The following is a 14,454-nucleotide window of genomic DNA, read 5'->3' on the forward strand; positions in this document are numbered from 1 at the left end:
ACATTGGAGCATTGAAAATCAGATGCACTGGCGATTAGACGTTGGTTTTAAAGAAGATGAATGTCGGATACGTCGAGAGCAAGCCGGTGAGAATTTAGCAGTTATAATACATATAGCTTTAAATCTGCTGACGGAAGAAATCAGCTTCAAAGCAGGGATCAAAAGAAAGCAGAAAAAAGCGAACCGCAATAACGCTTACCTTTCGCAAGTCCTTGCAGGGCAAGGGGCTTCGTAATCTTGCCCTGAGGTCGAGCTTAGACAATGTCGGGTCGGCCTCAAGCAGTAACTCAAGCATCTCCTGCTGTGTTAAACCTCGCTCCTTTCTGGCTTGTTCTAAGAAGTGTGCAAACGTGAGTGGCATTCTTTGTCCTCGATAATCTCTATTATGGTAAGTATTGTTCGATTGCTTATGTAATTCAATCTTCTTTTATTAGAATTTAAACTATAGCTTATCGGGCAGGTTTTTATTATAGATGTAGATAAAACGAAGGTAGGTATTACTAGCTTTACTGTTGATGGTTTTATCGAATCGGCATTTTCGGCAAATGGAATTTTCAAATGCCCAATATTTCTTTTCCAGTGTTCCGCATAATTTATTTCGTCCTGTCACCGATGAGCGTTAACAAATTTAAACGCAGGAGCGGGATTACTAATTTATGAAATATTTAATCTTTAAAGGAAAGTAAAATGTTTAACTTCAAAAAAAGCGCACTAGCATCAGTTCTTCTTATGGGTATGGCAGTAAGTGCAGGTGCTAACGCATCTTCAAATGCTACTGTTATATGGAACGGCGTTGTTCCAACAACTAGCGCATCAGATGCACTTATCATCACTGGCCTAGGAGGTGATACAACAGCGCTTAACGGTACTATCACTCCAAGCTCAGACGGTGTGTTTGAATCAGATACTATCGTACTTGAGTCTCACTTAAATGATGGTGATGCTGTTACTCCTGTTGTTGGTGCATTAGCTTCAGCTAACTGGACTCTAGTTGATGCATCAGTAGCTTTTGACGGTGTGGCAAACCCATCTCAAGCTGTTGAGATTAATGTAAATGGTGCACCAGTAGCCGTTGGTGATGTTGTTTCTGGTGAAGAAACTATTTCAACTAAAGTTAAGCAGACTGCTGTATTACCTGAATCTGAAGTAGGTGGAACTACTGTTCAAGCATCAGTAACGGTTATGGCTGACCTTGTTTAATTTGTAGAAAATTCCCGATTCAAAGGCTCGTAGTAATTACGAGCCTTATTTCTCTACGATGGTAGTCAATATGAAAAAAGTTTTAATACTATTGGCTTTCATGAGTATGAATGCCAACGCCGATTTCAAAGTGCTTTACATTACTACGAGCCTCGATGTAGGCAAACTTTATACAAATTCAATTAATTCTGTTGAATTTATTCCGGCAGTTCTGGAGTTGACGTCAAATCAAGACAAAACAAAATTTGATGATGTTAATACCACATTAAGAATTGAAACAGATATACCTTTTGAGTCTTCGGATATTCCTTATATTTCAACGTTAACAAAAAATACGTCAATTTGTACGGACTACTCTGGAGTGAGCAATGTTCAGGATGATTTCGTTACATTAACGATTGACGGGAAAAGTTTGTCAGAGGGTGAATCCGTCTCTTTTTCAAATTTCAATTTAAATGATGGCGACAATAAGTATAGTGAGCATGACATTATATTAAGTTTTCAGTCATTTAAAGATATCATCACAGCGGGCCAAGCGGAGAGGTGTAATGGTGAGATAGAGTTCAATATAGAGGTAGATATATAATGTTCAGGTTCAAACTCATAACAATGGCAATCTTAGTGTTATTGCCTGTGTATTCGTATTCAAGTTATAGTCAAAATGTTCTTGAAGGTTTTGAAGAACTGTTTGAATTGAAAGAGTCAACAGTCCGTATACGTAACTTAGATGGTTCCCTTACTTCACCGATCCCATTTTTAACGTCGTTTAACACGTTAAAATTAGACTCGAATAATAAAAAAGCGATCGCACAGGTATCTGACTATTTAAATGATAATACAGTGTCGGCTGAGTACCAGCAGAAGATCATAGATCAATTAATGGTTGGCATACAAGATCAGTCTGAGTGTTTAGGTAAGCTCGATGAGTGTGAGTTGTACCCAGAAACGTTTGAGATCGTTCATAACTATAACGATCAAGAAGTCTATCTTTTTGTATCTCCACAGGTGTTGTCATACTCGAATCTCGATGAAGAACTGGTATACCACTCGTCTCTGAGTCAACACAATGGGTTAATCAATTCATTTGATCTGTACGTGAGTGAATATCAAGATCAAGACTCAATCGTTTCTTTAAATAATGAAACGACACTGGGGCTACCTTACGGATACCTCAAAACTGATTTCAATGCCAACAACAGTGATAACGGTTCTGAATTGTATGAAGCGGCATATCATTTAGATATCGATTCTTACTCAATAAAAGCGGGTCATTTTGAATTTGAGCCAGAGGTTAACTCAACTGACTTCCTGAATAACACCGCTCGAGTTGCTCAAAACTCGCTCACGGTAGGTACCTCTAAAAAGTTGCTCGTAGGCGGACATAATAACGACAAAGTATTGAGCTTTTATGCGCCAACAAGTGGCGGTGTACAAGTTCTTCGTGATGGTCGATTGATTTTTCAAGATAACGTACCAGAAGGGCAGAACTCAATTCCTTACAGCAAGTTACCATCTGGTCGCTATGAAGCTGTACTTGAGGTGACAAGTGGTGGGCAAGTTGTTAATACCCAGACTTATCAAGTATATAACACCAAAGGTGACTCTCTGACTCAGGGGGAAGTGGATTTCGTTGCCACTGCGGGTATGTTTTCAGGAAGCCATTACGACTACACGGAACATGGCATTCAAAATATTGAAGACGATGTTTATGGCAAGGCATTAGCTAACTACCAACTCACCCGTTCGTTGCAAGTAGGCTTGGGCGGCTTGGTCACGGACAGTGGCACTATGTACACCGTTGGTGGTGCATACAATCTGATTGATTGGGATTTGAGTACTGAAGCTGTGTACAGCCAATTCGAAGACGCATCTCACTTTAATGCTAATATCGGTATCCCTTATTTAAGTCTATCTTATGAGTCTCTCGATAATGAACTTGGTGATCCAGTTGCTTCTTATATGTACGGATATGCCGATTATTCACGTCTATCGTTGAATTCTTCGTACAGCTTCCGCGGTGGACAATCTATGTATGCGGTTTACTCGCTTAATAACGACAAGCAGTTAGACAATTTAGGTAACTCGGATGAACAGGAACAGCAGTTTATTTCCGTTGGTTACAGCACGCCCACAGTTTTAGATTCGCGAGTTAATATTAACGTCGATTACTCTGAGGCGACGGACGACATATCAGTTAATTTGTTATGGAGTGTCCCGTTGTCAGACACAGTAGAAACTATCGTGGGCCTGACGAGTGATAGTGATGACATTAATCAATTTAAAACAACAGTAAGACGAAATCAGTTAATTGACTCAGACTCCTTTAATACGTCGCTTGAGGTGAGTAACACCTACGATCGACAACAGGATGATATGTATCAAGATGCGTTATTGGCGACCAGTGGCACGACTAAATACGCTCGAATGAATGCCTCCGCCCATACGTCCACCAATGGCACGAGTGGTATCAATGCTGGCTTGTCTAGCACTCAAATCGTGACGACAGACGGCGTTTATATTACCGATAAAGCGGCAATGTCTTATACGCTTGTCGATATTCATCAGTCGCAGAATACAGAGCAGACGTTTGATGAAAAAGGTTACTTCTCTCTTAAAAAAGAAGGGCGAAACAACAGTAAGTTCATCGTATATAACGATGAAACAATTGTGCCTTTGGAAGACTATAGTCAATATCGTGCGAAATTTGATTCAGAGAGCGTTGATCTTTACAACTCTGGTGATAGTAACGTAACCGTGTTTACACACCCAGGTACGGTTGCTTCTATTGAGCCAAGAGTTAGTCGCGTCGTTTCGTTTGTCAGCGCCTTTAATGACATATCAGAACAGCCGATTACAGAAGTGGAGTGTCATGGAGAAGGTTGTATTGAAGTCAATGAAATGGCCGACGGTGTTTATAGAGTAACCGTATTGGAAGGCATGAACTTTGAATTGTCAGCGAAAGAAAGCCAATGCTTACTGCCTTATGAATTTACTTCAACAAATCAGATGAACTTTGGTCAAAACTATTGTTTGCCAATAGCTCAAGAAAAGCAGATAGATTTGATTGATGCAGATGAACGACTACAAGCGATGTATTTAGGTGCATACGAAAGCTCGATTGAACTGAATAAAGCGCTTAAAAAGCTCGAGTCACACGGTTATCGAATTATTCAGAAAGAAGTGGGTTCGTTTAAGGCAATTTATATAGCGCATGAATCTATAAACATGGCGGAAACAATAGCGCTTCATAAAAGAGATATCGATCAGTTAAAACTGTTGGCAAAGCGACTTTATCGCACCAACGCCATTACATACCCAGTCGCACAAGTTAATTAAGGAGTGGGAAATGAAATCCAATAAAGTTCTACTAAATTTAGTATCACTCACCGCTATATTGTTATCTATAAGTGTACAAGCTTTTACGGTAGATAAAATGGTTATTGTCTCTGATGATAAAGGGAACGGTATCGTTACGTTAACCAACGACGAGTCTCACCCAATTTTTATCCAAGCAAAGGTGGATGAAATAAATATTATTGATGGAGAACAGGTAGAAAAAAAACAATATACAAGAGACAACTTAAACGATTGGAAGGTGTCATTAACGCACCAGAAGGTAGTTTTGAACCCTGGTGAAGAGAAAGACATTGGCATACGTAGTTTATGCCACAACGCTGCATGCGATAATTCAAAAGATTTGATGTTTATGCTGTCTTTTTCTCCAAGTAAATACAGACCTGGTGAAGTAGTGAGTGGTGTGGAAATTAATTACGGATTCGCACCTGTTTATATTATTCCTACAACACAACCGAATTATTCTTACGAATTAACCAACAACGGTGATAGCCTTAGAGTCGAAAATAAAAGTAATACCATGCTCAATTTTTTTGTAGATGCATGTGTTGCTGAAAACAAAGCCCAATGCAAACAAAAATTTACGGTTGTATCGGGAAGGAATAAGACGTTCCCTTTAACCGAAACTATGCGAAATAACGAGTTGACCATTACCGTGACATCTCACGACAGAAGCTATTCAAAGAAAGAAATGGTGACGAGAGGTAAAATATAATGCCTAGACCTATCCTATATATTGTAGCGTTTATTGCATTAATGACGACAAGCATGGCTCAAGCTGCGTTTGAAGTTCGCGCGGAAGTGAAGGCTGGTGGTGTTCGTTGGGACAATGTGACACGTTACAATGGTAAAATGCTGCCAAGTACGTGGGAAACTCCTCCTATGTTGCAGGCTTCAGAAGCTTGGGCGGCCGCGACATTTTCGGGTACACCTCCAACAGAGATGACTTTAATTGGGGGAAATGGGAATACTTCACCGTCAATATCGATCGATATATCGGGCGTTCAATACAATACTACTGGAATTGAATTTGCCCAGTCAGCGAATACGGTAGGTGGTGGGTGCTCATTTGATGAAGTGTCACTACCGATTGTGACTGTTGAAGGTCCAAACTGTGTTTCGTCTGTTCGATTAATTAATAAACAAAAATCGAGCCCATTTATTTTCCTGAGACCTATTTTCGATATTAACGAAAGTGAAATAGTGTCGGCATTAAGTGGGCTACCAGAGGGGCAATATTCAGCTTCAGTGCCGGTAAATATTCGTTACTACTATGAAAATGACGGCATTATGACTTATCGCAACATCAATGAAGTGATGTTGTTTTCATTTGATTATCAGCCTGTTCAACTCGACAGTGTTTTTGTAAGTGGAGATGGTGTCATGACGCCAGTCTACGACACAATTGGCAAAAGAATAACATCGACAACGTCATTTGATATTACAGCGAACGGCTATTTTAATGACGGAATTGTTTTAACAATGCCCTTACAGTCATACGAATTGGTTAATTCAAGTAACCCTGGTGTGGTTATTCCTTACAGCATTCATTGCGATCAGTGCAGCTCTGGTAACTTAGTTGATGAAGGACAATTAATGTATCAAACAACGGCTATTTCAGAAGGAGCTGGAGTGCAAACAAGTATTAACTTTACTTTAGACTTTGATTACGATATTGAGGGCAGTTCTGCTGTTTCCGGAGATTATTTTGATGAAGTAACGATCATGTTGGAGCCTGGTATTTAAGATGAAAAAAATGAACTTAATGTCATCGATTATCGCTGTGTTCTTATCCATAAGTGTATCAGCAGAGGAGCTGCCTATCCAGATGAGTGGTGGCATGACGTTTTCTGCATTTGATGACAACATGGGACAGACTGAAGCACTTGGTTATAAGGCGGCGGTTGGATATAACATTAGTGAAAACGTACTATTTGAACTTGGCTATGCTGATTATTCTGCTTTTTCTGATTCGGAAATAGATAGTTTACGTGCGGTAATGGTTGAAACCGACTTATTGCTACCCGTCAGTGAATTTGCCTCCTTGTATGCAGGAGTCGGGGGCGCGTTTTCTAGTGACGACACCAATTTTACGGCATCGCTTGGTCTTAAATACCAATTGAGTAAAAATTGGAGCGCCGACCTTGGTTACCAAGGCGTCTTTGATTTAGCTCGTCAACAAGACGATCTATACGCATTTAATGCACTGTTGGTTTATCGTTTTTCAAGCAATGAAGCCGCAGAAGGCCTTTCAGATATTAACCCAAGGCCCAATGTTGACCAGCTTGTTGAAGAGTCGACCCAAGTATCAAGGCCGAAAACCCAATTGGCGTCTATTGTCCCAATTAAGAAGGCGCCATCGTGTCAGCAGCGTTTAGTTGAATACCGAGTGGTTCCTGGCGACTATTTGCACCGAATTGCAAGAGCATTTGATAGCTCACTTGATGAATTAGTCGAAGCAAATCCAAATCTTAATAATCGTGATTTGAATTTGATTTACCCTGAAGAGAAAATACTTTACCCGAAAGTTAGCTGTTTAGATTAAGTTGCCTTCCTTGAAACAGAAACACTGCCAATTTTTTGGCAGTGTTTCTTTGTTTGTAGCAGAGAGTATCTCGCCAATGTAAATGATATCTACACTTGTTTAGCTATCTCGCATCTTGCGTTTTTGAAATTCAAGAGTGCCCAATACCTTTAAATCCGAATGCGCGATACTGCTCACCAATCGAGCTACTCACCTTTTATCGTTTGGGCTCGCAAATATGCTAATTAATACCTCAATTATATGCATGAAGGTCAAATATAAGAGAGCGGAGTAATGATCGGACCAAATATTTTAAACATGTATGTACTCATTCTTTTCGCACTTGGTGTTATATACGCGCTGAGCAAAATAGACGAGTAGTATCCTAAAATTTATTATTTTTAGTAGAGAGAAATATGAAAATTAAATATAATCTATTAACAGTATTCGCAATTTGTTCAGCAATGACTTCTACTGCTGCCAATGCTTTTAATGTCGACAAGATGATTGTCGTCGCGGATAAAAAGGGCAATGGTGTCGTGACACTTATTAATGATGAGTCTCACCCGATTTTTGTTAATGGAAAAGTACAAGAAATTCAGTTTATTGATGGCGAAAAAATCGTTCGTAATAGTTATACAAGAAACAATCTAGATGATTGGAAAATATCTCTTACGCACCCAAGATTAGTTTTAAGACCTGGTGAAGAGAAAGACGTGGGTGTTCGTAGCTTATGTCACAACACGTCTTGCGATAACAGCAAAGATTTGATGTTTATGCTGCCATTTACTCCTAGTCGTTATAAAGAAGAGGGAGAGAAAATTCACGGTGTCGAGATAAACTATGGTTTTTCACCGGTTTATATTCTGCCTACGACAAAGCCAAGTTTTGATTATAAGATTTACAATCAGGGCGAGAATTTACGCATCGATAATAATAGTAATACGCTAATTGATGTTTATGTTAACTCATGTACAACAGAAAATAATACGCAATGTAAACAAAAGTTCACTGTTGTATCTGGTCGGGATAAAACGTTTTCTCTTGCGGAATATACGCAAAGTGAACAACTTAATGTAACCGTAACATCTTACGATAAAAAATACTCTAAAGAGATGCAACTGCCTATTCAGTAATAGGAACGCTGAAAATAGACATAATTATAGGCCTTCAATGATGAATGCTAATCAAGGACGATCAGCATTCATTACCCATGTTCAGTGCTAATTTTAGCCTACATGGCATCACTGTTATCAGCAAAGTGTAAATGCCCAATACAACATTAAATACAAATCATAAAATCAATTTTGAAATCAATAAAAAGTAAAGAGAAGTAATATGAACCTTTTAAGCAATAAGCCAGGAGGAAGCATTCCCCTGGGTTTTGTCGTCGCTACTACGCTTACCCTTTTTGGGTGTGGTGGAGAGGGCAGTGAAGGAAGTGCCGGAAGCTCAGCAAGTGTTTCCCCTAATACTCAAAGCGCGACGCTTTCCGCTCAAAATGCTACCTACTCGACTGGCTATGCTGAATCGTTCGAGGTTGACCTGTCGTCAAAGGTATTTTCATCAACGGGTGGTGGCTTTGCGCTGAGTGAAGTCGAGGTCTTGTCTAATGATGATAGCTGCCAAGTAGAAAGTATGACGGAAACAGGGTTTGTAATTCAGGCCTTTGATACCAAGGTGTGTGACTATCGATATCATGTGACTCCTAAAACATTGTCGCCAATGAGCCGTATGGCTGAAGCGCCAATGAGTGATAGTAGTAGCTCAGAAGGTTCGAGTTCTGCGGTTACGCGCATTGCGGTAAGTAGTAATCCTAGCTCAACCGAACTGGTTCCAGTAAGTGCAACAACACTGATTAATGAAGATGTGAGTGTTTTACTGAAGGACGAATTGGAGAAAGTCGGCTTTACGTTAGGTGACGAGTTTGTATTAACGGAGCTTACACTACCGTACGGTCGCTCGAGCTCAGTTCAAATAAATAGTACAGATGACCAGACTATGGATTATACCCCGCCGTCAGGTTTTACCGGCATTGACCGTGTTCTTTATACGTTAGAAGACTCGGTTAATGGCCTTGTGCTGATGGGGGTTTTAGATGTTGCGGTGGGCTACGAAGCTAACCAAGGTTTTACGATTGACGATAATATTGTATATCCAGTTGTTGTCAACGTATTGACCGATGAAGAAATCGACATCAGCGGCTTTGTTTCCTCGGACGATAGTGATGATTATCAATTGGTGTATGTTGAATCGTTTAACGCAAAAGCGGTACCTAAAGATCCACTGGACACTCAGAATAAAACGATCGTCTTTCAAGCGTCACAACCAGGTTACCACTATATTAGTTTTGCGGTTAGTGATCATAATGGAGTGTATGACATGGGTTTGATTCGTGTTGAAGTGACCGATCCTAATCAGTCATCAAAATGGGACGACATTTCTCATTTGTTGGATCTCTATATTGGACCACCCACCGCACTTGATGCAGCCGGGCAAGGCTCGCCTTATGATATAAAACTGAACGATGATGGCTACAGCCCAGCGATTGATATGGCTGGTTTTCGTTATCCGTCGGCCGTAGCATACTGCGACACCATCGGTGGTTCAGTGCCGACGTTTGATCAACTTAAGCTGATGGCCACTGATACCGATGTTCAGGCGTTACATAACTGGCCTGTTAAAGCGCAATACCTCGCTTATGATGACGGAGCAGATCTGGTTAAGTGGGTGGATCTTAAAGATGGCAGCACCCTTACAGGCGATGTCGATCCAACATCGGCTTATTATGTGACATGTGTTAAGCAAGGTTTAATTACTGTATTGCCTACCTCAAGCACGGAAGTTGTCGCGGATGGAGTTGATGTTGGTTCTGTATTTGTTGAGTTAAAACTCGGTCAAGAAGTAAGACCAGATACCCTTGTGACGGCTTCTGTCTCTAGCCCAAATGTGACATTGGACAGCGATAACGTTACCACAGACAGCTATGGTATTGCCGAGTTTCGCTTAACCAGTTTAAAAGCGGAAACCGTCACATTAACCCTTGATGTGGGTGGCATTACTCAAGACTATGAAGTTAAGTTTATTGGTGATGAAAAGACGGCTGCAGTGTCATCAGAAGCAACGATTGACACGGTACCTTATACGTCAGTGGAAGGTGGCCAGGTTACTGCGACCTTGACCGATCAAAATAGCAACCCAGTAGAAGGTTACTCAGTCATTTCAGTGGTAAGTACAGAACAGCACCCAGACACCGCAGAAATGGTTACTCCTATCCTTGAAGCGGAAACGACTCAAACCGATGAATCAGGTGAGCAAAAAGTGCGGGTAAAGTGGGATACAAACTATCAAACCCCAACAACGACCATGACCTTTGATGTGGCGTCATCTTACACCACAACAACCAATACACAGACTAATGCGATTAGCCAAGTTACCTTTCATGCCTATTTGTGTGGTGGCCAAGTTGGGGATGATGATCAACAAAACGCCGCGGGTGCCTGTGTTAAAATTGCGGAAAGCGATGGAAAGTTGTTTACCGGTACTCCAAGTGAGAGCTTTTTAAACGCTGTTGGCTATAGTGGTAATTACTACGGTAGTCATGTTGACAATATCCCTTATGGTCCTTCAGGATCGTTTGCAATTTTTAGTGTTACTGAAGCACATAGCCTTTGTGAACATTATAATACACTTGAGCTTAACGGGAGAGATGATTGGGCTTTAGCAAATATAGATGAGTTGACGAGTCTTTTTAATAACTTTGGTCACATGTACACCGCGAAGGGTTGGGCGACCGGCTACTTCTACTGGTCGTCGACGGCTAATGGTTCCGGCTACTACTACAGCGTGGGCCTCACCTATGGCGGCGTCGGCAGCAGCTACCCATCCCGTCAGTACTACGTCTCGTGCGTATCAGGTTCTTAGGGTTCAACGTTCAGAGTTTGCGGCCCGCAGGGCCGTTTTTTCTTTTTATAGAGGGTAGCGGTTTATTTTCTAAACTCAGTAAGGATTAATATGGATATTGAAACAAAACTCAAGCTTAGTCAGCAACAAGGTAAAATTATCGGCATACATGAAGGCATGTTTGTTCGTTTTTATGATCAAGCGCTGTTCGCATGGCAGCAGTGGGTGGTCACTCCCCCCTCTTTGCCTGTTTTAAAAGTGTCAGCTAAAGTGGTTAAAAAACTCGGGTCACAATGTGTTCTATCGGGCGGGTTACCTGTAAGCAGCCTTGCAAAAGTAGGGGTGTTTCCTGACGAAAAGGTATCATCAGCATTGGTTTTTATGCCGATATGTCTAATTGGGAAGAGTGGTATCTATCGCACAAAAACGACTTACCTGTACATGAACGGTCTGACTTAAATCCTAGACTAAAAATAGATAACAGCTTCGCTAAAGTTTGGATGCCACAGTGGTTAGTACACCAGCTAGACGAATGCACACCGGACACATCTAACCCAGAGGGTAGGTTGCTGTTTGATGTTATTCGTTGGACTGAACGGTAGCCTTAGTAATGTTTTTGATAAGGCGATACGCTAAAAACAGGGAACATAGCAGCGTTGCTGCGCCTAGAGAACACCTTTGTTACGGCATTGGTGAGCGGGCCCTGGTATGTTATCGGCACTTATGGCCTTATTAGAGGTAATAAAGGGGGGCAAGTCGAAAGGCAACACTCCGTATAAACAATAAGTGCAAACGTGAAGGGTTGGGCGACCAACAACAACTACTGGTCGTCGACGGCTAATGGTTCCAACTACTACAACGTGAACCTCAACTATGGCAACGTCAACAGCAACAACCCATCCAATCAGAACTACGTCTCGTGCGTATCAGGCTGACATATACTCAGTGTTGTCGCCTTATCAAAAATGACAAGAACGGAGCTTAACGCTCGTATAGTATGCATTGGCAGGAATAAAGAGCGTTTTTAACTCGCCGAAATGATTGTGATAGAGCGATTTACGTAATCTACAGTGGTTAGCATGGCTCAATAAGCCGTAATAACTATTAATAGTGCTTAGCATTGCGCGATATAAAGGGAGCCCTAATGGAGGCGTGTTGCCCGCTCTGTCCCATCGTTGCCATTGGCCACGTTCTGGTGGTGTCGCATTTGGTAAAGTCATATGTGGCATCAGGAGAGAGCGAAAATAACAGAGTCGTTGCTTGAGTGACTGAACTGTAGACTGACGTATAGTTTTATGGTGCCCATAAATACGATACCCCAAATAGTCAAAGCCATGCGTTATTTTGTCAAGGTGAACCTTTGTTGGGTGTAGTTTAAGCTTTAATTGTTCTATGAGGTAACACTTAATTTCTTGTTGCCAGCTTTGCAAGGTGCTTGAAGAGCCGGCAAGTAAAAATAGGTCATCCATATAACGAACGTAACCTTTCACTTTTAACTCGTGTTTAATAAAGTGGTCTAGGTCATTGAGGTAATAATTACCCATTAATTGGCTCGTAACGCTACCTATCGGCAGGCCTGTTCCTATTGGGCTGTGAATGAGGCGTTTATGTTTAGGAATGGCGTGCAAAAGAGACTGATCCCCGGTTCGGGTAAGAGCTTCACGTGCGGTATCGTGAGTAATAATTTGCTTGGTTACTTCAATAAGGCAACGCTGTTTAAGTGGGTTAATGGTAGCATTGGCAATAAGCTGCTCTATTTTATTGAGTAGAAGGGATTTATCTATCTGGTTAAAATAGCTGTATATGTCCAACGACATTGCCCATTGGTGCTTTGGTTGCCTCATTAATTTTTGGCTTTTTTCTATAGCCGCGTAGGTTCCTTTCCCTTTACGGTTTGCGTAAGTGTCGTCAATAAAACGCTTTTCCATTAGCGGGGTTAAATGACTACACACCCACATTTGAGCAATTCGGTCTTTGAATGAAGGGGCATAAATCTCTCTGAGTTTAGGTTCGGTAATGGCGAAGTGTTGGTAGGGCTCAGGGCTATATGAGCCGCTAAGTATGGCATCACAGAGCTCGTGGCAGTATGTTGGCATTTGCAAGGCCTGTGTAGCCTTTTGTTGGCTACGACCTGCAAGTTGAGCACTACGGAGTAACTCAGAGACAAGTTTGTGACGAATTGATGAGGGATAATTATGGGGCAACCTTTTAAACATAATCGAATATACTATGACTTACAGAAATTGTATAAGCTATATTGGAACCAACATAAGCATTTTCCCAGAGCATTTCGGTTTACCACTGGGGAACAATTGCTCAAAGAAATAACGCTAGCGATTCGCAATGTAGTACTAGCGAATCTACAAAATAAATCAACAACGGCAGGAAAAGAGTGCGCCGTAAGTTTGTTAATGGAGGTTAATGCTTCGCTAGAGACTATCTCAGCACTGCTGTTATTAGCTTGGGAAATGAAGTTCCTCTCTCACGGTGCGCTTGCTGTGCTGACCGAATGCATTGGTCATATTCAAAGGCAAGTTGTAGGTTGGCGGCGCTGGTTTTTGGACGGGAGTGTTTAAATTCACTGCAAAACACATATTTTGTCAGTTTTATTTAAACTATAACCTATCTTGTAAATGGTATTGATTTCTATCCATCCACCGAGCCTAAGAAGCTTCTTTCTTAAAGACATGATCACCATATTCAATGCATTGTCACAGACGAATGAATTGGGCCATCCCATTTTTAGTAGATGGTGTTTGGTTAAATGCTCCCCTTGATGAGTGAGTAACTCTTTTAGAACTAAAAATTCACTGAGTGTGAGCTGGATGGGTTTTATCGTTGGGTGGTCGGCTAGCGAAATTCTTAGCGACCCTTTATGTAAGATTAAGTGCATAAACAAACAGCCAGTTTAATTATCATACCCGTATTATTTATTTGCTGCGATTACATGCAAGGTCAGGTTGAATATTAATCTGGCTATTATGCCTACTTAATGGGTTTTCCTTTCATATTACACATCAAACGAAACCATTTTATTTGCTGTTTTTGTATTAGTTATTTCAGTTTGTTTAAGTTCAACCTTACAACGTTCGCTTTGTGAGTTGAACGCGACTTGATTGCTAATAGGGTTTGAAGCGCAGTCAGAAGTCGGTACTTTCCCTGTCCAACGCACAGTGACATTTGCGGCCGCCGACTGAAAAGAGATAAGAGTTGCTAATACTGCTGTTGAAATAAAGATTAATGAACGCATATTTAGGCACCTTTTATTAGTGTTGTGTTGATATGCCTAGTTTGGTAGCGATAGGGCAGGTTGTAAAATAAATAGTTATAAATTCAGTTGCATTAAAACTTGAATGGTAATTTGTAGCAGAGGGAATAGTAGGAAACCAAAATAAAGGCTGGCAGTGAAAATTAAAACGGAGTGGGCGATCAAATGAAAGGGGAGGCTAATTTAAAGGTTCATCGCGGATTAG

General features: G+C 41.0%; 14 protein-coding genes. 11 read left to right on the forward strand and 3 right to left on the reverse strand.

What is annotated here, in order from left to right:
* The 10 genes from AB4307_RS21475 to AB4307_RS21520 all read left to right on the forward strand — a co-directional run.
* Nucleotides 1-235 (forward strand): transposase (locus tag AB4307_RS21475; protein ID WP_372133460.1); only part of this gene is annotated, 235 nt, incomplete at its 5' end.
* 452 nt (nucleotides 236-687) lie between these two features.
* Nucleotides 688-1,200, forward strand: a complete 513-nt coding sequence (locus tag AB4307_RS21480) for a hypothetical protein (RefSeq protein ID WP_102321102.1) — start codon at nucleotides 688-690, stop codon at nucleotides 1,198-1,200.
* 70 nt (nucleotides 1,201-1,270) lie between these two features.
* The gene (locus AB4307_RS21485; RefSeq protein WP_102321101.1) at nucleotides 1,271-1,786 is read left to right on the forward strand and encodes a hypothetical protein; all 516 of its coding nucleotides are present in this window, start codon (nucleotides 1,271-1,273) and stop codon (nucleotides 1,784-1,786) included.
* Nucleotides 1,786-4,536 carry a TcfC E-set like domain-containing protein gene (locus AB4307_RS21490; protein ID WP_137001852.1) on the forward strand — a complete coding sequence of 917 codons (2,751 nt, stop codon included), beginning with the start codon at nucleotides 1,786-1,788 and terminating at the stop codon, nucleotides 4,534-4,536. Before AB4307_RS21485 ends, AB4307_RS21490 begins: the two co-directional genes overlap by 1 nt.
* 10 nt (nucleotides 4,537-4,546) lie before the next feature.
* The gene (locus AB4307_RS21495; protein ID WP_102321099.1) at nucleotides 4,547-5,269 is read left to right on the forward strand and encodes a fimbrial biogenesis chaperone; all 723 of its coding nucleotides are present in this window, start codon (nucleotides 4,547-4,549) and stop codon (nucleotides 5,267-5,269) included.
* The gene (locus tag AB4307_RS21500; protein ID WP_065583729.1) at nucleotides 5,269-6,300 is read left to right on the forward strand and encodes a hypothetical protein; all 1,032 of its coding nucleotides are present in this window, start codon (nucleotides 5,269-5,271) and stop codon (nucleotides 6,298-6,300) included. The genes AB4307_RS21495 and AB4307_RS21500 overlap by 1 nt, the downstream gene beginning before the upstream one ends.
* Nucleotide 6,301: 1 nt before the next feature.
* A complete protein-coding gene (locus AB4307_RS21505) occupies nucleotides 6,302-7,099 on the forward strand; it encodes an outer membrane beta-barrel protein (RefSeq protein ID WP_102321098.1) in 798 nt (265 codons plus the stop codon).
* Between the two features lie 395 nt (nucleotides 7,100-7,494).
* Nucleotides 7,495-8,214, forward strand: coding sequence for a hypothetical protein (locus AB4307_RS21510; protein ID WP_240800832.1), 720 nt, complete (start codon nucleotides 7,495-7,497; stop codon nucleotides 8,212-8,214).
* A gap of 202 nt (nucleotides 8,215-8,416) precedes the next feature.
* Nucleotides 8,417-11,002, forward strand: coding sequence for an Lcl domain-containing protein (locus AB4307_RS21515; protein ID WP_102321097.1), 2,586 nt, complete (start codon nucleotides 8,417-8,419; stop codon nucleotides 11,000-11,002).
* 90 nt (nucleotides 11,003-11,092) lie between these two features.
* The gene (locus tag AB4307_RS21520; protein ID WP_137001854.1) at nucleotides 11,093-11,440 is read left to right on the forward strand and encodes a hypothetical protein; all 348 of its coding nucleotides are present in this window, start codon (nucleotides 11,093-11,095) and stop codon (nucleotides 11,438-11,440) included.
* 500 nt (nucleotides 11,441-11,940) lie between these two features.
* Here AB4307_RS21520 and AB4307_RS21525 read toward each other — a convergent pair whose 3' ends face one another.
* Entirely contained in the window at nucleotides 11,941-13,077 is a 1,137-nt protein-coding gene (locus tag AB4307_RS21525; RefSeq protein ID WP_372133464.1) for a reverse transcriptase domain-containing protein, read from the reverse strand.
* 99 nt (nucleotides 13,078-13,176) lie between these two features.
* On the opposite strand from AB4307_RS21525, the gene AB4307_RS21530 reads away from it, so the two are divergent.
* On the forward strand, nucleotides 13,177-13,557 hold the full coding sequence (locus AB4307_RS21530; protein ID WP_372133467.1) for a four helix bundle protein: 381 nt from the start codon (nucleotides 13,177-13,179) through the stop codon (nucleotides 13,555-13,557).
* 2 nt (nucleotides 13,558-13,559) lie between these two features.
* Here AB4307_RS21530 and AB4307_RS21535 read toward each other — a convergent pair whose 3' ends face one another.
* Together AB4307_RS21535 and AB4307_RS21540 are read right to left on the reverse strand one after the other, a co-directional pair.
* Nucleotides 13,560-13,874: a winged helix-turn-helix domain-containing protein gene (locus tag AB4307_RS21535; protein WP_017061716.1), complete on the reverse strand. Its 315-nt coding sequence runs from the start codon at nucleotides 13,872-13,874 to the stop codon at nucleotides 13,560-13,562.
* A gap of 117 nt (nucleotides 13,875-13,991) precedes the next feature.
* Nucleotides 13,992-14,231: a hypothetical protein gene (locus AB4307_RS21540; RefSeq protein ID WP_017061717.1), complete on the reverse strand. Its 240-nt coding sequence runs from the start codon at nucleotides 14,229-14,231 to the stop codon at nucleotides 13,992-13,994.
* Between the last annotated feature and the right edge of the window lie 223 nt (nucleotides 14,232-14,454).

This window comes from Vibrio sp. 10N.261.52.C2, from assembly GCF_041471425.1.
GTDB classification, from domain to species: Bacteria; Pseudomonadota; Gammaproteobacteria; order Enterobacterales; family Vibrionaceae; genus Vibrio; species Vibrio crassostreae_C.